The sequence below is a fragment of the Rheinheimera maricola genome, from assembly GCF_016918075.2.
Taxonomy (GTDB): domain Bacteria; phylum Pseudomonadota; class Gammaproteobacteria; order Enterobacterales; family Alteromonadaceae; genus Alishewanella; species Alishewanella maricola_A.
This window is the reverse complement of the sequence record NZ_JAERPS020000005.1, coordinates 1-24,942: the sequence shown is the minus strand read 5'-3', so window position 1 is coordinate 24,942 and position 24,942 is coordinate 1. Positions and strand designations below refer to the sequence as shown.

Here is a 24,942-nt window from a genome sequence, read left to right as displayed (position 1 = left end):
TAACATGGCACAGCTTTCGGTATAGTCCGAATTGGTGTGCTTGAAATTTATTATGTTAGTTGCTGTGGTGCAGGAATAGACCCCTGCCAGGCACGGTTTAGTGCCTGACGTGTGTCTACTCGTTAAACCACTCCGACAGGTAGTAAGACGAGTAGAAATATGAATTAAGAGCAAAGGCTTTTTTCAACATACCGCTACTACAAGAGAATAAAGTTTGTCTAATACAATTACTGCTAATTGGCAAAGAAGTCAATACAGGATAATCTATGGCATCGCAAATTTATCACCGCTATCTGTTATGCCGATAGTTTTAACCATCTGGGTCTAACAAAAAGAAAGAGAATAATGAGATCACTTCGATTATATCTGTCAATCACGTTGCTGGCATGCTCAGCTCAGGCTGCGAGCGTGGCCGATGGGGTAACCTATCCGGATTACTCAATGGTGCTAGTTGGTGGCGGCTTGAAAACCTGCGGCTCTATGACACCACAACATTGTATTGAGCCGGGAGTGTTTTCTGATAGAGCCAAAGCAGCAGAATTATTTGAGCTCTCCACCAATCATCTTGCCAATGTTGGCAGCGTCGAGTTCTGGGGGGCTGAGCGCGTTATTGAGCAGCAGCAAACGCTGGCACTGCTTGAATTTATTCGTAGCAGGGTAGCCAGTGAACGTATTACCGAACGTGAACTTACCCGATTATGGCGCGCTGCTGAAATTGAAATGGACGGTATTTGGGTATCGGGCCGGGTTAACTATGCTGCTTTGACTGAGAGAGAGCTGAACTTTGTGTTTGACCAGCTGCAGGTAATGGTAACCGCAGATAAGGCGAATAAATCACCAAACGCCAGGCTTAAAGAGTATGCAGATTTAACCAAGTCTAAAGATGCATTCTCAATTGAAGTGTACCGTAAAGTGGTGGAATTGGCTGCTCAAGTGGCGGGTTCGCAGCGCAAACCACGGATTTTAGTGGTCACGGCGTCAGGCCGAGATCCCTTCGCTGCGGTTGACTTTTACACTAACCTTTTTTCAGAAGCGGGGGCGGAGGTAAATTGGCTGCCGTTGAATGCTGCATATCAGCACGCCCAGCAGAAAAAAATTGATGGTAAAGCTTCTTGCGATAATTTGCCGCAATATTTGGCTCAAACCCACGGTGCTTACCAGCGTAGCCGTGTTTATCCTGATTTAATGCAGCAATTACAACGATTTTGCCAACAGGGAACAGAAGGTGCGCTTGAGCAAATTCGTCGCGCTGACGCAATCTTCTTTAACGGTGGTGACCAAAGCTTAACATTACAAGCGCTGCGCTTGGAAGATGGTGCTGCGTCAGAGGAATTGAAACAAATTGAACGGATGCTGGCATCTGGCCAAATTATAGTTGCAGGTACCAGTGCGGGTACCGCGGTAATGTCGGGCGGTAGCTTTGTTGGTAGACGAACACCAATGATTACCAATGGAGACAGCTACAATGCGATGCAGTTTGGCGCTTTTGATTTACCTGCGCCGCAGCCTGGTTGTGATAAAGATCAAAGCTGCAGCAATGGCCTGGCAGAAAACCATTTAACCTTTGCCAGCCAAGGTGGACTTGGCTTGTTTAATTGGGGAGTACTAGATACACATTTTTCAGAGCGTGGTCGCCAGGGGCGTCTTATCCGTCTACTTAATGATACTCAAACCCGCTTCGGTTTTGGTGTCGATGAAGCCACTGCTTTATTAGTTGGCTTTAGCAGTGAAGAGAATGCACCTGAAGTGAAAATGGAAGTGCTAGGTGCTGCCGGCGTTTTTGTTGTAGACAGCCAACAAGCACAAAATTCAGGTGAAGGCAGTGTTAGCGCAATAAAGCAAGTTAGTACTCACTATCTAACCCGTGGTGACAGCATGGAAATAAAAGCCGGGGTATTAAGAACCCGTTTTGCTGCCTGGAAATTTGCGCCGAATAATATGCAAGCACCGATGCTAACATCAGGAGAACTGTTTGAACGTGACAATTATAAGCAACTGGCCCATTTAGCCTGTTTGACGCAAAGTAGACAGGCAGATGGTAAGGCGGTTAAGGTTGGGCAGGGCCATCAAATCCGGTTATATAAAGATCACTCCTCTTATGCCAGACAAGGTGTATATCGTTTGCCCGACCGGGAGATCCAGTATTGTTCGTATCGTAATTTGATGGTCGATATTCAGCCGTTGCAGTAAGCGTATAATAAACAGCGACAAACGAGGTAATAACCTGATGCAAGGCCCGGTTCATCCGCAGGTTAGAACGTTTGCGAGCTGGATCCGTAAATGGGGTAAGTTACAGTTGGCATTGTTTTGTCAGCTGTTGTTACTTGTTTTCGGAGTGATAGTGAGCTCGGGTTTGGAACTGGTGTTACGCAACCAGATCGATTTTTCCTTACTGGGCGGCGCCACTTTATTGGCTTTAACCATAGGTCCGGTGCTGATTAGTTGTCTATTTTATCTGGTGCTGCATCTGGATGCGGCGCTGTCATATCTGGTTGACTCTGCCCATCAGGAGCGTTTGCTCAATGAAGGAATGCAGGACAATATCCGTCAGCTCAATTTTGAAATAGAAGAGCGCAAAAAAGCCTTTCAGGCAAAACGTCGTGCCATCGATGAACTGCGCAAAGAAATAGCAGAGCGAAAAAAAACGCAGGTAGAACTAGAAGAACAAAGCCTGTTAATACGCTCTATTGTCGATAGCTCGCCTGATCTATTTTATTATCGTGATGAGACAGGGCGTTTTGCCAGCTGTAATAAAATGTTTGAAGTGATAATGGGTAAATCGGCTGACGAGTTAATTGGTCGCTACCCGGCAGATATTTATACAGACGACAGTGCGCAGGCCGCGATCCTCACAGAGTACGAATTACATATGCAGCCATCTGAATTGACGCTGGATGTCGAATTTGTCAGGGATGATGGCCAGATATTGTGGTTTGAGATGCGTAAAGTGCCATTTTACGACCGACATAACCGCTATATCGGTCTATTAGGTTTTGGCCGCGATATTACCTCCCGCAAACTGGCTGAGCAGGCATTGGAAAAAGCCTACCAGGATAAGGGCAAGTTTATTGCAACATTAAGTCATGAGTTACGCACGCCATTAAATGGCATCGTAGGCTTAAGCCGGCGCTTATTGGAAAGTAAGCTAACAAAGCAGCAAAATGGTTGGGCGAATACCATTTTTAGCAGTGCTGAAACACTAGGTAATATTTTTAATGACATCATTGATTTGGATAAGATCGATCGGCGGGATTTAGATATCGTTTATCAAAGTATCGGTATTAAACAGTTTATTAGTGATATTGCCAATTTTGCCGAATTGCTATGCCAGCAAAAAGGCTTAAAGTTTGTGCTCAGCTGTAGTGGCGAGCTAGACGGATATCTTCAACTCGATCCGACAAGGTTACGGCAAGTGCTGTGGAACCTATTAAATAATGCGGTTAAGTTTACTAGTACGGGTAGTATAAGCCTAAACTGCGAGCTAAATACTGCCGGTCAGCAATTACGTTTTGTAATCCAAGATACTGGCATAGGTATAGCTGAGCGAGAGCAGGAACGTATATTTGATATGTATTATAAGTCGGATGATGGTCGACGCCTGAGTATCATTGGTTCTGGTATCGGCTTATCAGTATCGCGTGCTTTGGTTGAGGCAATGCAAGGCAGTATTAGTGTTACTAGCGCCGTAGGTGAGGGTAGTCAGTTTTGCGTGCTGTTACCGACCAAACACCAGCCGCAACAGGAACAACAAGCTATCAGTTGCCCGGAGCTGACCATATTACTCATAGAAGATGTACCGCTCAACGCCGAGATAGCCATTGGGCTACTTGAGCAACGCGGGCATTCGGTAATTCACGCTGACACTGGCGAGGATGCTATAGCTTTACTCGAAACAGAAGATGAGATTGATTTAGTTTTGCTAGACATGCAATTGCCCGACATGAGTGGCGAGCAAATTGCCCGCTATATCCGCAATGAACCACATTTGTCCAGTTTACCAATAGTAGTGTTAAGCGCGAATGTACGCAAAGCCGAAGAGCAATTGGAAGGCCTGCAGATTGAGGGGGCGCTTGCTAAGCCAATCAATACCGCAAAACTGGATTTGGCGCTGGCGCGCTTATTTTCACCCAGCGCAGTGCGCCTGCTGCAGCCAAAACCAGAACCGCAAAGCAACGCGCAGCTTATGTTGGATACTGCCACACTTAATGACTATATTCATTCTTTGGGCAAAGACGCGATGAAGCGTAGCGCACAGCTATTTGCGCAATTGCTGCCAGGTTATATCAACCGAATGATGGAAACTGCCGTGCAACGCCAGCAGAAAGAGTTTCAAGAAGCCGCACATAAACTAAAAGGGGCTGCAGCTTCAGTGGGATTATTGTGGGTGCAGCAGCAAGCAAAACGATTGGAACAGGAGCCGTTAAGTGGGCAAGGTTTGGAAACGCAATTGGTAGATTTCCACCTAAAAACAGAGCAGCACCTGGCTGCTCTGACTGACTTTATTGAACAAGCTTAAAATGTTACTTTTCTAGCTTGCCGACAAAGCGGTAACCTTCACCGTGAATAGTGCTAATTAACTCAGGGCTGTCGATATCTGACTCAAAGTGTTTACGAATACGCCGAATAGTGACATCAACTGTACGGTCATTTGGACGTAAATCACGGCCTGTCATATGACGGATTAATTGTTCACGGGTAAAAATTTTGCCCGGTGTATCCAGCATTAAACGCAATGCACGATATTCACCTTTTGGTAAACGGCGCGCCATGCCTTTAGGCGAAGTCAGATTACGACTGTTTTCATCTAGCGTCCAGCCGTTAAATTTGACTATGCTTTTGTGCTCTTCAACTACAGGTTGCGCCACTGTGCGTGTTAACAAGTTACGAGCACGAATAGTTAATTCACGCGGGTTAAACGGCTTGGTAAGGTAATCGTCTGCACCAATTTCCAAGCCCAGAATACGATCTACTTCGCTGTCGCGGCCGGTTAAAAAGATAAGGCCAATGTTTTCTCGCTGGCGTAATTCCCGCGCTAAAATTAAACCATTTTTACCCGGCAGGTTAATATCCATGACGACCAGATTGACTTTATTATCTGTTAGTTTCTGGTTCATCTCCTCGCCGTTTACTGCTTCAATAACGTCATAGCCCTCTCCCTGAAACAGGCTGACTAAGTTTAAACGGGTTACTTCTTCGTCTTCAACAATCAGAATCACGGGTGTTTGCATTGGAGTTAAACCTTAAGTGAATTTTGTGAAATTTATATCGCATTTGCGTTTTATAGATGACGTTGTTTTGTCAAATAATGAACAATTATAACCACAGCGGCAATTGTTAACAAGTTTTTTTGTTAACAATTGCGAGGTTGGTGTCTCGCTTGCGACCAAAGTAATGCTGTCAGCGGTAAATTGCAGCAGATTACTTTTGGGCTTGTTTTACGATGATGGGAAAGTCGATTTCAATTTGAATACCTTTACCTAGTTCGCTTTCCAAATTAATTTTGCCGTTCAGCGCTTGTGTCACCAAATTATAAACCAAGTGCAAGCCCAGACCGCTACCACCTTCACCTCGCTTTGTGGTGACAAAGGGATCAAAAATTCGTTTTTTTATGGACTCCGGTACACCGGCGCCATTATCACTGTAGCTTAACAGGCAGCGGTTATCGCTAATGTTAACTTTAATCTGTATTTCGCCTTGCTCAATATGTTCAAAAGCATGGATTAAGCTATTCATTATTAGGTTTATGAGAATTTGATTGATGGGCCCCGGCTTGCTATCTAGTTCTAACTCAGCCGGACAATCCACAACTAGCTGATGCTGGGTTTTTTTCAAGTTTGGCCGCAATGACAGCAATACTTCGTTAATTAGCTGCAGCATATTGAACTGACGTCTGTTTTCATTTGATTGATCGACAGCAACGCGTTTAAAACTTGAAATTAAGCTGGCCGCGCGCTCCATATTTCTATAGATGATGCCGAGGTTTTCTTTGCTCTCTGACAAAAATTTAGCCAGTTGCGACGAAGTAAGCTTTTTATCATCAAAGGCTTTTTGAATGTCGCTAAGCTTGTCTTGCATTAACGTAGAGGCTGTTACACCCAGTCCAATTGGTGTATTTACTTCATGGGCTACGCCGGCAACCATTTGCCCCAGGCTGGCCATTTTCTCTGTTTCAACTATCTGATGCTGATATTGGTGCAATGTGGCCAGCGTGTTGAGCAGTTCCTGATTCGACGTTTTTAAGGCATCGGTGCGCTGGTTTATTTTTTGCTCCAGACTTAACGTCAGCTGCCGGTTTTCTTGCTCCGCTTGCTGTAGTTTGCTGATTTGCTGTTCAATTTTATCCAGCATAGTGTTAAAGGCCCGGCTGAGCATATTGTATTCTTTGATGGGGGCTACCGGTGCCCGGATCTGATAATCCTTTTCTTTAGAGACTTTTTGTACCACGCTAAGCAAGGTTTCAATAGGCGTAGTAAAGCGTTGTTGTAGTTTTGAACTGACAAAAAACGCGCTACCAAGTGCAATCAAAGCAATAAGGATATCCAGCAATACCCGGGTTTGAATGTAGGAGCTCAGTTCTTCCTGACTAGCCCTGATATAGACAAAACCAAGTTGTTGCTCGGCAGTTCCTATGGCTTTAGCCAGTTCGATATGGTCATCACTAATATTGGCTTTTTTCAGTTGAGTAACCCGGTTAAATTGCACTGGGTAGGGGCCAACATCTCTGCGGTTATAGCTAGCAAAAAAACTAAGTTCGTCTGAGTCGGTTTGTTTTTTGTAAATATGAATGTTGTGCAGAATTTCCACTGCGGAGAATGAGCTTAAGCGATTATCCTCCATATCTGCTTCGTCGTTCAAGATACTGTCGGCAGCGTTGAATGCAATAATGCTAATGTAACTGTCTAGTTGCGAAATCAGCTTGTTTCGCTGTAGTTTAAAATCTTGAGTTGCTGAAATAGCCATGGCAACGCAAAGGGTAAGGCTGCATATAAGCATAATGACCCAAATTAACGCGCTTTTGATAGATGTAGTTTTATCTATTGCAATCATTCAGTTATCTCTGGCACTTTACAAGCCCCTATTAGCTATCCGTGCTTGTATTGATGTTAAGCACATTAGCTTAATTTAGCAAACTGCACTGGAAAATTTAGCAAAGCCGTTTATAGTTGAAGCACTTGTTGCTTTGGGGTTAGTTATGAGCCTGTGGGAAAGTTACAAAACGAGTGTTTTTCTCTGCCATCAGGCCCTGACTGAAGATATTGATTTCGCCATTATAAGTGCACAAAACCCCGCTGGACACACTGAGCATCCTTACCTTAATTTACGCCGTGACAATGAACTTCAGGCCTGTCTCAATAAACAACGGCTTCCTTATCGCTCTGTGATTGGCAGTGCGCCGGATCGAAGTTTTCAGGAAAAAAGCTGGATAGTACTTTGTGATAAGAAAAGTGCTATTGAACTGGCGCTGCAGTTTGAGCAAAACGCGATCTACTGGGTGCAGCAGGGCGAATTGTTTTTAGTGCCGGTTTTAATTGCGCAAACGGAAGAGTGTCTGGGTAGTTTTAGTGAGCGCTTGATACTGCTAAACGATTAAATTTTGCGATTGAGAATAGCCAGCACCGTCTCCAACTTATCACCATGCACAACTTCAAATTGGCGCCTGGCCATGTTTTGTTTGATTTGCTCGGTTTCATTGGCGGGTTGCTGCAGTAGTAGTGCAAAGTCTGTAACGCAAATACACACTACCGCTGCCGCCATACCGGGTAATTCAGCTACCCGATACAGTAGATGCGGGCAAGCCTTTTGTCGTTTAGGGTTTTCAATACAGCGCATATTGTCAGCGGCAGCTACTGGCCTTAGCCAGAACAACAGCAGCAAAACTGACAGTGTGCGCATATAGTTTCCTTAGAATTAGGCCTTGTTAACTATGATTGGCTGCCCGATACACGATAAAACCGTTTGTCTTAGCTTTTATCGTTACCTGTTTAAACGATTCTTGTAATAACTCTAGATACGCCAGATGACTATTGGCTACCAGTGTAAGACTGCCCTGGCTAGTGAGGCGCTGTGCACTTTGGCGGATAAAGTTATCAACAATACTGTAGTCGGTTTTAATGCCTGTGTGAAATGGCGGATTACTGACAATATAATCGAACTGTTTTGGGTTGGCCGGTAAACCATCTGCTGCAATTACAGTGCCCGCTAAGCCGTTTGCTGCTAACGTTTGTTCCGTCGCAGTTGTAGCGAGCAAACTAATATCAGAACTGAATAGTTCAATAGCCGGATGTTTACGTTTTAACATTGCTCCAACAACACCGCAGCCGCAGGCAAAATCCAGCACCTTTCCTTGAGATATTTGTGGCAGGTTTTCCAGCAACAAAGCTGTGCCAACATCAAGTTTCCCATGGTTAAATACCCCTGGCAGAGAATGCAAAACAAGCGACTCACCGGCAATTTCAATTGTGAAACTGCTAGAGCCAATGTGCGGTAATTGTTTAAAATCACCAAATAAAGCAAACCATAAACAGTGCTTGGCGTTATCAAGTTTATTTGCTGCCAAGCCCATTTTTTCTGCATGCTTGCTCAGACTTTTAATACCTCCTTTGTTATCACCGCAGACAAACAGCTGTGTCTCTGGCCCAATAGCGTTTTTCAACTGGGCCAGGGTAAAGCCAAATTGCTCTTTGCTTTTGGGATAAAACAACACCACAGTATCAAAGGTATGGGTAAAATCTGGCTGCACATCGGTATATAGTTGTACTTGGTCATTGCGCCAATTTGATGCCACTGAGGCATCTGTGCTGTAGCAACTCAGTTGAAGCTGCGGTGCCAGATGCAACAGTTCGTTAGCAAGATTGTCTGCCATTGGCTCAACCAGCAGTACGTTGCCGCTGAGGTCGTCGATGTTACGTAATACCAGTTGACTGGCTGTTGCTAGCATTTAGCCTTCCTTTTTAAACATCAGATCCCAAACACCATGGCCCAAACGCTGGCCACGTTGCTCGAATTTAGTCAGTGGCCGCTGCTCTGGCCGTTCAACATAGGTACTGTCGGTAGATAAATTGCTGAAACCCTCAGCAGCTGACATCACTTCGAGCATATGTTCAGCATAGTTTTGCCAGTCGGTAGCCATATGAAATACGCCGCCCGGCTTTAACTTACGCCGTAAAAGTTGCACAAATTCACCTTGCACAATACGGCGCTTATGGTGGCGCTTTTTATGCCACGGATCGGGGAAAAACAGCTGCACTGTATCCAGGCTATTGTCGGCAATGCTGTGCTCCAGCACTTCTACCGCGTCGTGCTCAAATACTTTTAAGTTCTTAACCTGCTGTGTTACCGCTTCAGATAAGCAGGCGCCCACACCGGGCCGGTGCACTTCAATACCGATAAAATCTTTTTCTGGCGCTTCTTTTGCCATTTGCACCAAGGACTTACCCATACCAAAGCCAATTTCCAGCACCTTGTGATTATCGCGGCCAAATACCTCTGCTAATTGCAGTGGTTGTGCCTGATAGCTTACACCGTAATCGGCCCAGTAAGTATCAAGTGCATGTTGCTGGCCTTTGGTCAGCCGGCCTTCGCGCAGCACAAAAGAGCGAATTCTGCGCATATAGGTGGTGTTTTCAGCCTGATCATCTTGCTGTTGGCCGGTACTGTCTGTCATCTGTTGCTCCGCATAATCGTTAACGGCGCGTATTATCCTTGTATTAGTGGCTTTGCTCAACTGCGATTATGGTTGGCAAGCTAAAGAGTGCTGCTTATACTGCGCGCAATTGTTTATGCAGGGGCCGTTATGTTGCCGCAACAGGATGCAGTTTGGTTTTCAAATCAGTTGGTTAGCTGGTATCAGCAACACGGGCGCAAAACACTACCGTGGCAGCTGAATAAAAGCCCGTATAAAACCTGGCTCAGTGAAGTTATGCTGCAGCAAACCCAGGTTGCCACTGTTATTCCTTACTTTGAGCGCTTTACCGCGCGTTTTGCTGATATTAATGCCCTGGCCGCAGCGCCGCTGGATGAAGTGTTGCATTTGTGGACCGGGCTTGGCTATTACGCCCGTGCACGTAATTTACATAAAACTGCGCAAACTATAGCAGCGCAGTATAACGGCGATTTTCCAACTGAATTTGACCAGGTGCTAGCGTTGCCGGGCATAGGCCGTTCGACCGCCGGTGCAGTGTTGTCATTAGCGCTGGGGCAGCATTACCCGATATTAGACGGTAACTGCAAAAGAGTGCTGGCACGCTTTGCTGCTGTATCCGGTTGGCCCGGTGAGAAAAAAACTGAGCAACAGTTATGGCAACTGGCTGAGCAGATAACGCCAAAACACACTGTAGCTGAATTTAACCAGGCGATGATGGACCTTGGTGCAACACTGTGTAGCCGCAGTAAACCACGCTGTGTTGAATGCCCGCTGAAACTAAAATGTCAGGCCGCTTTGGCCGGTGAGCAGGCGTTGTATCCGGGCAAAAAACCTAAAAAGGCTTTGCCGGAAAAGCAGAGTTTCTGGCTGCTGTTGCAGCATGACACTCAAGTGCTGTTGGCACAGCGCCCGGCATCGGGTTTGTGGGGCGGGCTGTTTGGTTTTATAGAGTTTGCCTCAGCAACCGAGCGCGAGCAGTATGTTGCGCTAAATGCCTTGCAGGCAGAAAGCAGTGAAGAGCTGGCGGGCTTTCGGCATACTTTCAGCCATTTTCACTTATGGATCCAGCCGCAATTGCTAAAGCTTAAATGCAAGCCTGATACAGTGCAGGAGCAATCATCAGCGACTTGGTTTACAATAGAGCGCATTCCACAGGTTGGTTTGTCGGCGCCGGCAAAACAACTGTTTCAGCAGTTATTAGCTGCAAGCATGCCCAACAAGGACAAACAATTATGAGCCGTAGCATATTTTGCGAATACCTTAAAAAAGAAGCCCCTGGGCTGGATTTTCAGCTGTATCCGGGGGATTTAGGCAAAAAGATATTTAACAGTATTAGCAAAGAAGCCTTTGCCCTGTGGCAGGCAAAACAGATTATGCTGATTAATGAAAAAAAGCTGAACATGATGAACCCCGAACACCGTCAGTTTTTGGAAGCGCAAATGGAAGCTTTCCTGTTTAAAGGTGAAGACGTTGAAATTGAGGGCTATAAGCCGGTAGATAAGTAAACTTAGCTTAGCTCTTTGCTGGCGTCGTGGCGACAGCGGCGCTATAATTCGGATTAGAAAATTTAATCACTGATTTAATCATCTAAGAGATATTATGGCGCGTCGCCTGCCTCCGCTAAATGCATTAAAAGCCTTTGAAACCGCCGCCCGGCATTTAAGCTTTACTAAGGCGGCAGAAGAAATGTACGTTACCCAAGCCGCTATCAGCCATCAGATTAAAGCGCTGGAAGACCATTTAGGCTTGAAACTGTTTATGCGTAAAAACCGCTCTTTGTTGCTTACCGAAGAGGGGCAGAGCTATTTTCTGGATATCAAAGAAATATTCCTGCAGCTGCATGAATCGACCGAAAAGCTGCTGGCCCGCGGTGCCAAAGGCTCGCTAACGGTAAGCCTGCAACCAAGCTTTGCTATTCAGTGGCTGGTACCCCGGCTAAATCAGTTTAGTGAGCAACACCCGGATATTGATGTACGTATTAAAGCCGTCGACTTAGATGAAGGCTCTTTAACGGATGATGTCGACGTTGCCATATATTACGGCCGTGGTAGCTGGCGTAATTTGCACGCCGATAAACTGCACACCGAATACTTACTACCGGTATGTTCGCCATTGCTGCTTAACAGCAGTAAACCGCTGCAGGAGCCGACAGATCTGCAATACCATAATTTATTGCATGATGGCTCGCGTCGGGCTTGGAAGGCCTGGTTTACCACGCAAAACTTTAAGCATTTTAATGTGAATCAGGGGCCGATATTCAGCCACTCTTCTATGGTGTTGCAAGCGGCTATTCATGGCCAGGGCGTTGCCCTGGCGCATAACGTGCTGGCACGGCCGGATATTAATTCCGGCCGCTTAATAGTGCCGTTTAACCATGTATTGATATCTAAAGACGCGTATTATTTGGTCTGCCGCGAAAGCCAGACCGAACTTGGTAAAATAACAGCTTTCAGGCAGTGGATGACGCAAATGGTCGAAACAGAACAAGCTGAATTTGCCGAACAGCAGTTTACTAATGCGGTGGCACTTGACTGATATCATTATTGATAAAGCCAGCGAGCCTAAAGCCCGTTTGCTGTTGGCGCATGGTGCCGGCGCTGGCGCACAATGTGAGTTTATGCAGCAATTGGCGCGGCAGCTGGCGGCAAACAATATTGAGGTATGGCGCTTTAATTTTGCTTATATGCAGCGCTTTATCGATAGTGGCAAACGCAGCTTACCAGACAAAATGCCGCTATTGCAGGCCGGGTTTATGCAACACATCGACAATTGCCCGGCTGATTTAGCCTTATTTATCGGCGGTAAATCGATGGGAGGCCGGGTCGCCAGCTTGTTAAACAGCCACCCTCGCGTGCAGGCGGTATTTGCTTTTGGTTATCCGTTTCACCCGCCGAAAAAGCACAGTTGGCGCACTGAGCATTTTGCTGCTTTGGCTTGCCCGTTGTTTATTGCACAGGGTGAGCGGGATGCCTTTGGTTCCAAGGCCGAGCTTACTGATAAACAATGGCCGGCAGTACAAATTTGTTGGCTTACTGATGGCGACCACGATTTGAAGCCGCGGCTTAAAAGCGGCCTGACACAACAACAGTTGATAGCGCAGGCGGCACAATTTTGTAGCAGGAAAATTGATGAAGTACTTTTGGCAAAGCAGTAACAGCGTAGCCGCTGTGTATGGCGCCGCCGTAGTGGGCTTAAGCGCGTTAGTGATGCATTTATGGCAGGGCCAGTTAAGCACTGAAGCTTTGGCCCGGGTTTTAAGCGCTTTGGGCATGCTGGCATTTCACTGTCTGGCGTTGTTGGCGCTGGGGCGGCTGCATAGCGAGGCCAAATTAACAAAGTTGGTTGCTGTTGTCTGGCATCTGGGGCTGTGGTGTTTTGTCTGGACTATACTGGCGGGTGTATTTGCCTTGCCGTTTTATTATTCACAGTTGGCGCCAATAGGTGGCCAGCTCCTTATAGTTGCCTGGCTGTTGCTTGCAATATGCGCCTGGCGGCGGAGTTAACATGAAACAACTATTACTGTATTGTCGCGCCGGCTTTGAAAAAGAATGTGCGGCAGAAATTCAGGATAAGGCCGGGCAGTATGATGTGTTCGGTTTTTGTAAGCTTAGCGCCAACAGTGCTTTTGTTATTTTTGAAGCCTATGACGCCGACAGTTTGGCGCATTTCTATCGTGATTATCCGTTTGAGCAGTTTATCTTTATCCGCCAGTGGTGTCTGCTGCAGGCGGAATTGCTTGAGCTGCCACCAGCAGATCGTATTGCACCGGTACTGCAGGCATTACTTGCAGCTGAGCTAACCGGCTGTGGTGAGTTAAGAGTAGAGTACCCGGAAACCAATGACGGCAAAACTCTGTCGACGCTGGCGCGCAAACTAACGGTACCGCTACGCCAGATACTGCGTCAGGCCGGGGTAATGCTGGCGAAAGAGCAAAAGCGCGCGCCGGTGTTGCATGTGTTTTTGTTAAGCGGCCAGCAAGGCTATATTGGTTTGTCTTATCCGGAGAACAACAGCCCGCTGGAAAACGGCATTATGCGGCTGAAGTTTCCCAATGAGGCTCCTAGCCGCAGTACCTTAAAGCTTGAAGAAGCTTTTTTGCAGTTTATTCCGAAACACGAATGGGACAAACGTTTAGGCGGCGGCTTAAACGCGGTTGATTTAGGCGCCAGCCCGGGCGGTTGGACCTATCAGCTGGTTAAACGCAGCATGATGGTTACCGCTATAGATAACGGCCCTATGGCAGAGTCGCTGATGGAAACAGGTCAGGTTAAGCATTTAACAGTAGATGGTTTTAAGTTTGAACCGCAAAAGAAAAATGTCTATTGGGTTGTCTGCGACATGATTGAGCAGCCGCAACGGGTTGCCGAGCGGATGGGCGACTGGCTGATTAACGGCTGGTGTCAGGAGGCAATATTTAACTTAAAACTGCCGATGAAAAAGCGCTATGAAACTGTAACCGAGATATTGGCGCAGCTGGAGCAGCGCCTGGTAGATGCGGATATTAGATTCCGCTTACAAGTTAAGCACCTGTACCATGACCGTGAAGAAGTTACGGTACATGTGCAAAACCTGGTACTGAAGTTCTGAATCTTGTCTGATGACTCAGTGCTGACTATTCAGCGCTGAGTTCAAGCTTAACCCATACCAAACGATGATCTGAGCTGGCGCCGCGCGACCCCACCAACGGATACAACGGGCTGGCTTTCTCCGGCCAGAATACACCGCTGTCTTTTATCACAAAACCCGCTTTAGATGGCAGCACATAATCTGCCCGCATACGCCAACCGGCAGTATGGAAGGCAGCGTTAGGATTATCCGGCGCATTTTCAACCGCACCCTTACTTTTTGGTGGCATGCTATTGTTGACGCGCGGATGATTATATAAGGCGCTAATGGCGGCATTGAGTGCGTCACCTTCACCATCGGCTGAGGCATTCAAATCGCCCAATAAGACAAAGGCTGAATTGGCAGCTAAACCACCTTTATTGCCATTGTCATCATAGATATAGCCGGCATTTTCTGGCGTTAAATAATCAACCCACAAACGAATTTCGTCATGGTTGCGAATGCCGTTACGATTCTCCGGCCCGTCAAATACCGGTGGTGTAGGGTGGCTGGCCAATATATGTACCGTTTTACCGTTTATATTAAGAGGGATATCCCAATGGCTTTTAGACGATAACGGAAACTGTGCCCAGGCTGCTTTGCTGTACCAGGGGCTGCGATCAACTTTTTTTGTTGGCATGTAGCCCGGCATATCCTGCCATTTAAATTGCTGAAAGGTGCGCACAATTGCGCTGTCTATAGGATACTTAGACAGCAGTACCATGCCGTACTGGCCGGGGTAAAAACCAAAGCCCCAGGCGTCTGCACCTACTCCTGTTGCATTGCCGTCATTGTCTAAATCATAGCCACTGGGTTGGCCAGTGTTTACAGTGTTGTAGTAAAAATACGGGTAGTCTATCGGCAGTGCTTTTCCCTGCGCTTTGTTCAGGTAATTACTTATAAAGCTTTTAATACCAAGCTCAGGGCTTGCTATGTAATCAAATTCATTTAACAGCAACACATCCGGTTGCATTAACTGAATAATGTGGGCGATGTTTTTAATTTGTGACTGTTCACCATTTTGCAGTAACGACGCCAGCACCGTGCCGTCACCAGGCTCACCTGCGGGTAAATAATTTTGTGCTTCCATGCTGACGTTAAAGGTAGCGACAGTGAGTTCATTGGCATTCATTCTGGACGCGACTCCAAGACTAAGTAAGGCAACGAGAACAAAATTAACCGAAAATATTTTCATTAGCAGCAGGTTGGTAAATAAGACAGTTAGATAGCATAAAGTGCGGCGCTTACAAAAACCAGTAACTGGTAAAAAATGCGGTAAAAGTCATTTTTTAGTCAATTTTAAGCCACATAGTGCGCAACTCAGACCAGCTATGTTACACTTGTATTGCAATCGCCTAAGACAATGAGAGGAGCAAAAAGTTCCCGTGATTCGGATTGGCGTAAGAAAACTGTAATATGGTTCCTATACCATTATCTCCCAAATTGAACACAATGATTGTATTCAAGTGGATTTAGATAAATACCTACAACTACCAGGTGAAAAACGATATGAAAATTAAAAGTCTAGCTCTTGCGGTAACGCTCGCCTTAGGTGCAAGCAATATCGCTTTGGCGCAGGAAACTTCATCAGCTGTGCGCGGTGTTGTTACAACTGAAGGCGGTACTACAGTGGCCAATGCTACTGTGACTATGACAGATAAACGTAATGGTACAACAAGAACTATTACCACAAACGACACCGGTACTTTTTCTGCGCGCGGCTTGCAAGTAGGCGGCCCTTATTTATTAACAGTTGTTGGCCCTGAAGGTCGCACTGAAACTATCGATAACGTTTTTCTGACTTTAGGTGACACACAAAACCTAAACGTAGTAATTCAGCAGCCTGATATAGAGCGTATAGCCGTTACAGGCGCGTCAATCAGCAATTCTGCTTATGGCAGCAAGAGCCCGGTAGCTAACTTTAACCTGGCTGATTTACAAACTATTCCATCTATTAACCGCGATTTGTCAGACGTTGTCGCTGCTGATCCGCGTATCTATATCGATGCCGGTTTTTCTCGCGGTATTCAGTGTAATGGTGCCAATCCACGCTTTAACAGCCTGACCGTTGATGGCGTTAAAATGAATGATAACTTCGGTTTGAACTCTAACGGTTACCCAACTGAGCGCATGCCGTTCTCCTTCGATGCGCTGGAGCAGGTATCAGTTGAATTCGCCCCATTTGATGTTAAGTACGGCGGTTTTACTGCTTGTAACATCAACGCTGTAACCAAGTCAGGTACTAATGAGCTAAAAGGTTCAGTGTTCTTTGACTACACCAACCAGGATATGATTGGTGACACTCTGGAAGGTGGCGCTCCATTTGATCGTGACGATTTTACTAAAAAGAACTATGGTTTTAACGTTGGCGGTGCTTTAGTTAAAGATAAACTGTTCTGGTTTGCCGCGTACGAAAAATATGAAGGTGCGGATAATTTTGGTCGTGGTCCGCAAGATTCTAATGCAGCTACTAAGGTAAATGGTTTAAACCAGGCAGATGTAGATCGCATTGCACAAATTGCACGTGATGTTTATGGCTATGAAGTTGGTTCTCCTATTACTTCATCACCGGTTGTTGATGAAAAGTTGTTACTGAAGTTAGACTGGTATATCAATGATATGCACCGGGCAGCTTTCACCTATAACTACAATGACGGTGGCTCGGTTCGTGAGTCTGATACCTTCTCAGGTTCATATGAGTTCTCAGATCACTACTACGACCGTGGTGCGCAATTTGATTCTTATGTAGTGCAGTTGTTCTCTGACTGGACGGATAACTTCTCAACTGAAGTTCGTGCCGGCTATTCTGAGCTAGACAACCGTCAGGTTAACATTGGCCCTGGTGGTTTAGGTGAAGTGCAAATACGTGTCAATGCCGCCACAGTGTTCTTGGGGGTGGATGACTCGCGTCAGGCAAACAAACTGAACTACGACACTACTTTCTTGAAACTAGCCGGTACTTACAGCGCAGGCGACCATATAATTTACGCTGGTTATGAGTTTGAAGAATACAATGTATTTAACATGTTTGTGCAGCACGCTATTGGTGAGTACCGTTTTGACAATATAGATGATTTTGAAGCTGGTGTGCCGGCTCGAATCTATTATGGCAGTGGTGCAGGTACAAATAACCCAGCGGATGCTGGCGCAAATTTTGGTTACGAGAACCATACTTTATATGCTCAGGATGAATACTATATCTATGATATGGATATGACGCTGACCTTTGGTTTACGTTATGACTGGTATAGCAGCAGTGATAAGCCGCGCGTAAACGACAATTTTGTTGGACGTTACGGTTTTGCCAACGACACCACTTTCGACGGTGAAGGTCTGATCCAGCCACGTTTAGGTATTAACTGGAACGTAAATGACGAGCTGGAATTGCGCGGTGGTATAGGTTTATACTCAGGTGGCAACCCTAACGTTTGGTTAGCGAACGGCTATCAAAATGACGGTATTACTCAAATTCAGTTAGAAAATCGTTCACGTCCAAACTTGTTTGAGATTCCTTTATCTGGTGCTGGTCGCCCACTGTTTGATATCCCGCAAGGTGCATTTGACGAAGTAGCAAATGCTACCGGCGACAGTGCTGTTAACGCAGTAGACCCTGCATTTAAGTTACCAAGTGAGTGGAAGTACGCTTTCGGCGGTACATACAGTTTTGATTCTGGCTATATTGTTATGGCCGACCTGATGTATTCAGTAGGTCAAAACCAGTCTATTGTGAAAGACTTAGCATTAGAGCAAGTAGATACACTGTTTGATGGTCGCCCGGTATACTCTCGTGTTGGTGGCCGTAGCGGTGAATACCTGTTAACCAATGCATCTGAAGACTCTAAAACAATGTCTTTTAGTACCTCTGTGTCGAAAGATTTTGATTTCGGTCTGAAAATGCAGTTGGCCTATGCTTATATTGACGCAGAAGATTCGAACCCAATGGGTAGTTCAGTTGCCGGTTCTAACTTTGGTAACTATGCGCGTACTGACATTAACGATCCGCGTCCGGCAACATCAAACTATGAAACGCCGCACCGCTTCACTTTACGTGCTACTTACCAGCATGAGTTCGTCGATGGCTATGCAACGACATTTAGCTTGATCGGTTCGCATAACAAAGGCCGTCCATACAGTTACACTTTTGACGGTAATATTGCAGGCGACACTATTACTGGCAGACAGTTACTATATGTACCGACTGGCACAGATGATCCAAACGTTGTGTGGGGTGGTGTGACTGACAGAAATGGCATCTACACGCCATTTAACCAAGAAGGTTTCTTTAGCTTGGTTGATGCAGAAGGTCTGACACGTGGGCAGATTGTCGACCGTAACCACAACTATTCAGACTGGTGGACTAAGTTTGACTTGCGTATCACGCAGGAATTGCCTGGTTTCGTTAAAGGCCACAAAGCGAAAGCGTTCTTTGTTATTGATAACTTAACTAACTTACTGAATGATGACTGGGGCGTAATGTACGAAGCCGGTTTCCCACAAACGGTAGCGATAGTTAATGCAACAGTTAACGATGACGGTAAGTACGTATTTAACGGCTTTTTGGATAATGCATCGCAAAACATTGTGTCTAACCCGTCGTACTGGAGCATGAAAGTTGGTATTGAATACCGGTTCTAATGTTTTCAGTTATAACTGAATAAAAGTGCCCGCATAACGCGGGCATTTTTTTATTTCTTAATCAGTCGTTTTTAGCGATAATCACCGGCTGATTTGTGCAAAAGTGAATATGGCAGTGGGAAAAAATACTATTATCGCTATTGCCGGTGCTTCCGCATCGGGTAAAAGCCTTTTTGCCTCAACGGTATACCAAGAGCTGGTAGCTGAGCTGGGTGGTGAGCGTATCGCTATCTTGTCAGAGGACGCTTACTATCGCGATCAAAGCCATTTGTCGTTTGAACAGCGTACTCTAACTAATTATGATCACCCAGCGGCCTTTGAGCACGAGTTATTAGCCACACATATACGAGCTTTGCGCAGTGGCAAAGCAATACAAATGCCGCAGTACAGCTATAAAACGCATACCCGCACTGATGAAACTATTACCGTTCAACCTGCCAAAGTGATATTAGTAGAGGGCATTTTGTTGCTTACCGATGAGCAATTGCGTGAACAGTTTGATATAACTGTGTTTATGGATACGCCGTTGGATGTGTGTTTACTGCGGCGGATTAAACGTGATTTAGAAGACCGCGGCCGCAGCTTAAGCTCGGTAACTGAGCAGTATGAAAACTCTGTACGGCCGGCTTTTTTTGAGTTTATCGCTCCGTCTAAACAATATGCTGATCTGGTGGTTACCCGAGGTGGTAAAAACCAGATTGCAATTGATATTATAAAAGCAAAAATACGCCAGTTACTGGCAGAATAATAATAATCAGGGAATAACGTATGATGGGATTAGTGGGCATTTTTGCCCTGTTATTGGTGGCATATGCAGCATCGGCCAATCGTAGCCGTATAAATTGGCGTACTGTAGGTGGTGCTTTTGCTATTCAGTTAGTAATCGGTGCTTTTGTGCTCTATGTGCCTTTCGGTCAGGACGTGCTGTATAGCATCTCTACTTTTGTTGCCGATATTATCAGTTACGCTACGTCAGGCATTGAATTCTTATTTGGTGACATTGGCCGTAAATCTCAGGGCTTTATTTTTGCCATCCACGTACTAACCATCATTATTTTCTTCTCGTCGTTGATTGCGGTGCTGTATCACATTGGTGTAATGACTTGGGTTATCCGTATTATTGGAGGCGGTTTGCAAAAACTGCTGGGTACTAGCCGGCCGGAATCCATGTCGGCTGCTGCGAATATTTTTGTCGGTCAAACTGAAGCGCCATTAATCGTGCGGCCCTTTATTCCGACCATGACCCGCTCAGAATTATTCGCTGTGATGGTTGGTGGCTTGGCATCGGTTGCGGGCTCAGTATTGGCCGGCTATGCGGGCCTGGGTATTGAATTAAAATACTTGATAGCTGCCAGTTTTATGGCCGCACCAGGTGGCTTTTTAATGGCGAAGTTAATTCTGCCGGAAACCGAGCAAGCAAAAAACGAGCTGACTGAAATTAATGCTAAAACTGAGCATACTAATTTAATTGATGCGGCAGCTGCTGGTGCGTCTAGCGGTATGCAGCTGGCATTAAATGTTGGCGCTATGTTGCTGGCATTTGTTGGTTTAATAGCCCTGGTTAACGGTGCAATCGGCGGTATTGCCGGTTGGTTTGGTATTGAAGGTTTAACGCTACAAGTTATTTTTGGTTATGTGTTCCAACCGTTGGCATTCATTCTAGGCGTGTCTTGGGATGAAGCTCGTATGGCAGGCAGTTTTATCGGTCAAAAGTTAGTCATAAATGAATTTGTCGCATACCTAGACTTTGTGCAAGTGAAAGAGCAGTTAAGCGCCCATACCCAGGTAATCGTTACTATTGCCTTATGTGGTTTTGCTAATTTTTCTTCAATTGCTATTTTATTAGGTGGTTTGGGCGGTATGGCACCAAGTCGCCGCGCTGATATTGCCGAGCTCGGTTTAAAAGCCTTGCTGGCGGCAACATTGGCGAATTTAATGAGCGCTGCGATTGCAGGGTTCTTTTTTTCTTTAGGCTAAAAAACAGGTCTTTTATATGACACAGCAAGTTCCAACGTTAGATATAAGACGGTTTGTCACCGACAAAGATAACTTTGTTGCCGAAATTGGCAAAGCCTACACTGAGTTTGGATTCTGCGGCATTAGTGGCCATGGTATTCCGGATGAAGTGGTAGCAAACACTTACACTGCAATTAAACAGTTTTTCGCGCTGCCTAGTGAGGTAAAATCGAAGTATTACACGCCAGGGCAAGGTGGCGCGCGCGGTTATACAGCGGTAGGTGTTGAAAAAGCTAAAGACTCTAATCACCCAGATTTAAAAGAGTTTTGGCATGTTGGTCGTGAGTTGGATGGACCTGCGCCACATCCAAGTTTATATCCTAATGTTTGGCCAACCGAGGTTGCAGGCTTTAAGCAGGCAACTTATGCGTTGTTTACCGAACTTGAAAAGCTGGGAAATACCGTGCTGGAAGCGTTAGCGCTATTTCTTGGCCAAGAGCAAGGTTACTTCGCTGATAAAGTCAATTACGGTAATTCCATTTTACGACCCATTCACTATCCACCAATTAAAGATACTTCTACTCAATCTATTCGCGCTGGACAGCATGAAGATATAAACCTGATTACATTATTGGTTGGTTCCAATGAAGCCGGTTTGGAAATTTTGCGTCGCGACGGCAGTTGGTTACCAGTTACAACAATTGAAGGCACTATTGTGGTGAATATTGGCGATATGCTGCAACGACTTACCAATCATGTGCTGCCATCGACAACACATCGCGTAGTAAACCCTGCGGGCGTTGCTGCTGGTGAGCCGCGCTATTCTATTCCGTTTTTTATGCATCCGAATCCGGACTATGTTATTGATACGCTACCCAGCTGTATCAGTGCTGAGCGGCCGAATCGTTACCCCGAGCCTATTAACTCTAATGACTACTTAATGCAGCGATTAGAAGAGATAGGCTTATTGAAAAAGGCCAAATACTAAGCATGCTGCTTAGTATTTGCTCGAACGATATAAAACGATAGAAAATGTGCATGTTGCTAGTTGACTGGTTTTTGAAAGTCGCTATACTGCACGCCATGTTAACGCAGTAGCGAAGACATAACGCAGATGTGGTGGAATTGGTAGACACGCAAGCTTCAGGTGTTTGTGCCCACAAGGCGTGAGAGTTCGAGTCTCTCCATCTGCACCAAATTAACCGGCCTAGGCCGGTTTTTTTGTGCCTGCAATCCATGCAGGCATCCCTTCGGGACCAGCCTTCGGCTGTCCAAAAGCGCTCCAGGCGCTTTTGTGTTTTTACCGTTTTAGTTCGATGCGGCGGATAAAGTCATCTACCAGCATGTCATAGAGTTTATTTCCCAGATATAAATCCTCTACACCGTCATCGATGTTCGGATTATCGTTCACCTCTATTACATAAACCTTGTCACCATCTTGTTTTACATCCACACCATATAAACTATCGCCGATAGGAGCGCAGGCGCGGATAGCGGCGTCCAGCACATGGGTCGGTACTTCGGTAACAGCGCAAGTACTAAAGCCACCGCTTTCCGTTTTTGCCTTACCATGTTTATAAATTTGCCAGTGATTGCGGGCCATAAAATATTTGCAGGCAAAAATGGCCATACCGTTTAGCACTCCAATGCGCCAGTCGTATTCGGTAAAGGTGTAGCGCTGGGCCAGAATAATAGCGCTTTGTTCAAATAACGCGTCGAGTTGTGAGCGCAGCTCAGTTAGCGTTTTTACTTTCACCACGCCGCGGGAAAAACTGCCATCCGGAATTTTCAGTACTAAGGGCAAACCCAAGGTGTCGGCAGCGCGCTCTAAGTTATCTTCGTCTTGCTTAAACAGCATAATGCCGTCAGGCATAGGTACTTTATGTTGTTCGAATAAGGTTTGCAGATACACCTTATTACCACAGCGCAATATTGAATTTGGGTCGTCAATTACCGCTAAGCCCTCACGCTCTGCTTTTAATGCCATATGAAAGGTATGATGGTTTACGCCTGTCGTCTCGCGAATAAACAAACCATCGAACTCTGCCAGCCGGTGAATATCTTTGGCGCTAATTTGCTCGGTGTCCATAGCGGCTCTTTTCGCTGCTTTACTAAACAGCTCAAGCGACTTAGGTGTACAGGGCGGGAATTTCTCTTTTGGATCAACTAACACCGCCAAATCATATTTATACTTGCGATTTGTTGGCTCAACCCGCCAGATTTTATGGCTGTAGCGCTCCAGTGTATTACCAAATAAACTTTGCTCTTGCTCGTTTAGTTTATGCACACTGCCTATCTTCAGCGTTTTAACCTGCCAGGTAGTTTTTTTCTGTAACTCTACACGCAGTATAGGTACTGAAAAGGCATCAAACAGATAGCCGGCGACTTTCTTCAGCGCCTTGTGTTCGGTTTCGCCAAAGTAAATGTTAAATACCAGTTGTGTGCTGGTCTCATCAACTAACGCTTTGTTGAGCTGGGTTAAGATGGTGCCGGGAATTTCTTCGGCTATATCGGCGATTTCATGGCGGTTAAATTTATTAAATGCTCTTACTGAAGGCACCACGTGGTGGCCGCGAGCCTCTGCCAATAATGAACAGTAATAGCCGCTGCCTAAATATTGTGCCTGGCGGCATAAGTTGATTACGCGGGTACGCTGTTTGTTTTTGGCTGACCATTTCAAATAGGCGGGTAACGTCATTACGCCATCGTATTGATGAAAAGGTGCCCAATCCTGTGCTTTGTCGACTACGATAATAAGCTTGGCCATCGGCACTCCTGTATGTTTGAGAAAGCATGTCGTGGTGTGACAAAAAAAGACAGCGAATAAATCTTTACCACAACAGTTAAATTTCTTGTTGGCTTTTCATTTGTTTAGCTGTTGTTATCCTAAACTTAGTTAAAAATCTGTCAAAGGCAATAGTGAGTGTAATTATGGCTTTACCCGCAGCAGCTACGCTGTTATCGATTAGAAACGCAACGTTGGCTGATGCTGTAGTTTTAGTAGCATTAGAGCAAAAGTGTTTTACCACTGACCGTATTAGTTTACGCAGCTTTAAGCGATTTATCACAGAAAAGCGCAGTGATCTGCAACTGGTTGAGCGCAGTGGGCAGATTGTAGGATACTTTCTGCTTATTTATCGTCGTGGCACCAGCTTAGCGCGTTTGTATTCTCTGGCTGTAGATCCTGATAGCCGCAAACAAGGCATTGCGGAATTGCTTATGACTGAGGCCGAGAAAGCTGCAGCTGCGCGAAGTTGCGTATTACTGCGTCTGGAAGTGCGTTATGACAATACCGCCGCTATTCGCTTATATGAAAAACTGAACTATCACGAATTTGCCGTTAAGCATGATTTCTATGAAGACCATTCTGATGCTATCTGTATGCAGAAGCAGATTATCCAATTTGATACGGAGTCAGTAAGCCGGCAAGTACCTTATATAGCGCAAACTACGCCTTTTACCTGCGGCCCAGCTTGCCTGTTAATGGCATTTAATTATTTTGCACCTGGTAAATATGCCCCTGCAGCGCTGGAAATAGATATCTGGCGCGAGGCAACTACCATATTTATGACCTCTGGTCATGGCGGCTGCGGACCCAGAGGTTTAGCGCTGGCTGCTTACAATAGAGGCTTCGAAGTTGAAATATATTTAAATAAAGAGGGGCCGTTATTTACCGACTCTGTGCGCAATGAGGTTAAAAAAGCCATTTTGCAACGAGTGCATGACACGTTCCAGCAAAAGGTGGATCAAAAAGCGATACCTCTATATAGCAGTGAGCTGGGAATCAGCAAAATAAAGCAGTTACTGCAAGATGGTGCTCTGCTGCTAGTATTAATCAGTACCTGGCAATTTGATAAAAGCAAAGCACCACACTGGGTAGTGGTATGTGCTGTGGATGAGCACTTTGTCTATATTAACGATCCTGATACGGAGGACATCCCTTGGTTATCCAGTGCAGAGCGGCAATATATTCCGGTAAAACATAGTGTGTTTATCAAGGCTTTTAGCTACGGCAAAAACCGACTTAAAGCGGCCATAGCCATCAGAGCTTATGAAAAGTAGAGTGGTTCGTTGTTAATTGCAGCATTTTGGTTAATTAATCG

General features: G+C 45.7%; 21 protein-coding genes and 1 tRNA gene. 15 read left to right on the top strand and 7 right to left on the bottom strand.

Annotated features, from left to right (window positions below; translation table 11 throughout):
• Positions 1 to 345: 345 nt before the first annotated feature.
• Both I4W93_RS13505 and I4W93_RS13500 read left to right on the top strand, forming a co-directional pair.
• Positions 346 to 2,190: a cyanophycinase gene (locus I4W93_RS13505; protein WP_224673452.1), complete on the top strand. Its 1,845-nt coding sequence runs from the start codon at positions 346 to 348 to the stop codon at positions 2,188 to 2,190.
• 37 nt (positions 2,191 to 2,227) lie between these two features.
• A complete protein-coding gene (locus tag I4W93_RS13500; protein WP_205312604.1) occupies positions 2,228 to 4,516 on the top strand; it encodes an ATP-binding protein in 2,289 nt (762 codons plus the stop codon).
• 4 nt (positions 4,517 to 4,520) lie between these two features.
• On the opposite strand, the gene arcA is transcribed toward I4W93_RS13500, so the two are convergent.
• Together arcA and I4W93_RS13490 are read right to left on the bottom strand one after the other, a co-directional pair.
• Entirely contained in the window at positions 4,521 to 5,228 is a 708-nt protein-coding gene (gene arcA / locus I4W93_RS13495) for a two-component system response regulator ArcA (RefSeq protein WP_205312603.1), read from the bottom strand.
• A 190-nt stretch (positions 5,229 to 5,418) separates the two neighbouring features.
• Positions 5,419 to 6,960: an ATP-binding protein gene (locus tag I4W93_RS13490; RefSeq protein ID WP_224673451.1), complete on the bottom strand. Its 1,542-nt coding sequence runs from the start codon at positions 6,958 to 6,960 to the stop codon at positions 5,419 to 5,421.
• A gap of 232 nt (positions 6,961 to 7,192) precedes the next feature.
• Here I4W93_RS13490 and I4W93_RS13485 point away from each other — a divergent pair, with 232 nt between their 5' ends.
• Positions 7,193 to 7,591, top strand: coding sequence for a DUF3293 domain-containing protein (locus I4W93_RS13485; protein ID WP_205312601.1), 399 nt, complete (start codon positions 7,193 to 7,195; stop codon positions 7,589 to 7,591).
• On the opposite strand, the gene I4W93_RS13480 is transcribed toward I4W93_RS13485, so the two are convergent.
• The 3 genes from I4W93_RS13480 to trmB are packed head-to-tail and all read right to left on the bottom strand — an operon-like array spanning position 7,588 to position 9,664.
• Positions 7,588 to 7,893 carry a hypothetical protein gene (locus tag I4W93_RS13480; RefSeq protein WP_205312600.1) on the bottom strand — a complete coding sequence of 102 codons (306 nt, stop codon included), beginning with the start codon at positions 7,891 to 7,893 and terminating at the stop codon, positions 7,588 to 7,590. The two genes, I4W93_RS13485 and I4W93_RS13480, sit on opposite strands and share 4 nt — an antisense overlap.
• Before the next feature lie 25 nt (positions 7,894 to 7,918).
• Complete coding sequence (locus I4W93_RS13475; protein ID WP_205312599.1) at positions 7,919 to 8,938, bottom strand: methyltransferase; 1,020 nt, start codon at positions 8,936 to 8,938, stop codon at positions 7,919 to 7,921.
• Positions 8,939 to 9,664 carry a tRNA (guanosine(46)-N7)-methyltransferase TrmB gene (gene trmB, locus I4W93_RS13470; RefSeq protein ID WP_205312598.1) on the bottom strand — a complete coding sequence of 242 codons (726 nt, stop codon included), beginning with the start codon at positions 9,662 to 9,664 and terminating at the stop codon, positions 8,939 to 8,941.
• Between the two features lie 129 nt (positions 9,665 to 9,793).
• On the opposite strand from trmB, the gene mutY reads away from it, so the two are divergent.
• The 6 genes from mutY to rlmM all read left to right on the top strand — a co-directional run bounded on the left by mutY (position 9,794) and on the right by rlmM (position 14,230).
• Complete coding sequence (gene mutY, locus I4W93_RS13465; protein WP_205312597.1) at positions 9,794 to 10,879, top strand: A/G-specific adenine glycosylase; 1,086 nt, start codon at positions 9,794 to 9,796, stop codon at positions 10,877 to 10,879.
• Entirely contained in the window at positions 10,876 to 11,148 is a 273-nt protein-coding gene (locus tag I4W93_RS13460) for an oxidative damage protection protein (RefSeq protein WP_205312596.1), read from the top strand. Before mutY ends, I4W93_RS13460 begins: the two co-directional genes overlap by 4 nt.
• Before the next feature lie 94 nt (positions 11,149 to 11,242).
• Complete coding sequence (locus tag I4W93_RS13455) at positions 11,243 to 12,178, top strand: transcriptional regulator GcvA (RefSeq protein WP_205312595.1); 936 nt, start codon at positions 11,243 to 11,245, stop codon at positions 12,176 to 12,178.
• A complete protein-coding gene (locus I4W93_RS13450; RefSeq protein WP_205312594.1) occupies positions 12,159 to 12,797 on the top strand; it encodes an alpha/beta family hydrolase in 639 nt (212 codons plus the stop codon). The genes I4W93_RS13455 and I4W93_RS13450 overlap by 20 nt, the downstream gene beginning before the upstream one ends.
• Positions 12,772 to 13,146: a DUF423 domain-containing protein gene (locus I4W93_RS13445; RefSeq protein WP_205312593.1), complete on the top strand. Its 375-nt coding sequence runs from the start codon at positions 12,772 to 12,774 to the stop codon at positions 13,144 to 13,146. Before I4W93_RS13450 ends, I4W93_RS13445 begins: the two co-directional genes overlap by 26 nt.
• 1 nt (position 13,147) lies before the next feature.
• A complete protein-coding gene (gene rlmM, locus I4W93_RS13440) occupies positions 13,148 to 14,230 on the top strand; it encodes a 23S rRNA (cytidine(2498)-2'-O)-methyltransferase RlmM (protein ID WP_205312592.1) in 1,083 nt (360 codons plus the stop codon).
• A 25-nt stretch (positions 14,231 to 14,255) separates the two neighbouring features.
• On the opposite strand, the gene I4W93_RS13435 is transcribed toward rlmM, so the two are convergent.
• A complete protein-coding gene (locus I4W93_RS13435; RefSeq protein ID WP_224673450.1) occupies positions 14,256 to 15,380 on the bottom strand; it encodes an endonuclease/exonuclease/phosphatase family protein in 1,125 nt (374 codons plus the stop codon).
• 377 nt (positions 15,381 to 15,757) lie between these two features.
• On the opposite strand from I4W93_RS13435, the gene I4W93_RS13430 reads away from it, so the two are divergent.
• The 5 genes from I4W93_RS13430 to I4W93_RS13410 all read left to right on the top strand — a co-directional run bounded on the left by I4W93_RS13430 (position 15,758) and on the right by I4W93_RS13410 (position 22,035).
• Complete coding sequence (locus I4W93_RS13430; protein ID WP_205312590.1) at positions 15,758 to 18,883, top strand: TonB-dependent receptor; 3,126 nt, start codon at positions 15,758 to 15,760, stop codon at positions 18,881 to 18,883.
• 109 nt (positions 18,884 to 18,992) lie between these two features.
• Positions 18,993 to 19,631 carry a uridine kinase gene (udk, locus tag I4W93_RS13425; RefSeq protein ID WP_205312589.1) on the top strand — a complete coding sequence of 213 codons (639 nt, stop codon included), beginning with the start codon at positions 18,993 to 18,995 and terminating at the stop codon, positions 19,629 to 19,631.
• A 20-nt stretch (positions 19,632 to 19,651) separates the two neighbouring features.
• Entirely contained in the window at positions 19,652 to 20,860 is a 1,209-nt protein-coding gene (locus I4W93_RS13420) for a NupC/NupG family nucleoside CNT transporter (RefSeq protein ID WP_205312588.1), read from the top strand.
• A 16-nt stretch (positions 20,861 to 20,876) separates the two neighbouring features.
• Positions 20,877 to 21,827, top strand: a complete 951-nt coding sequence (locus I4W93_RS13415) for an isopenicillin N synthase family dioxygenase (RefSeq protein WP_205312587.1) — start codon at positions 20,877 to 20,879, stop codon at positions 21,825 to 21,827.
• Positions 21,828 to 21,949: 122 nt separating this feature from the next.
• Positions 21,950 to 22,035, top strand: a tRNA-Leu gene (locus tag I4W93_RS13410).
• A gap of 104 nt (positions 22,036 to 22,139) precedes the next feature.
• Here the strand turns inward: I4W93_RS13410 and I4W93_RS13405 are convergent.
• A complete protein-coding gene (locus I4W93_RS13405) occupies positions 22,140 to 23,606 on the bottom strand; it encodes a RimK family ATP-grasp domain-containing protein (protein ID WP_205312586.1) in 1,467 nt (488 codons plus the stop codon).
• Between the two features lie 164 nt (positions 23,607 to 23,770).
• Here I4W93_RS13405 and I4W93_RS13400 point away from each other — a divergent pair, with 164 nt between their 5' ends.
• Complete coding sequence (locus I4W93_RS13400) at positions 23,771 to 24,901, top strand: peptidase C39 family protein (protein ID WP_205312585.1); 1,131 nt, start codon at positions 23,771 to 23,773, stop codon at positions 24,899 to 24,901.
• The last annotated feature ends 41 nt before the right edge of the window (positions 24,902 to 24,942 follow it).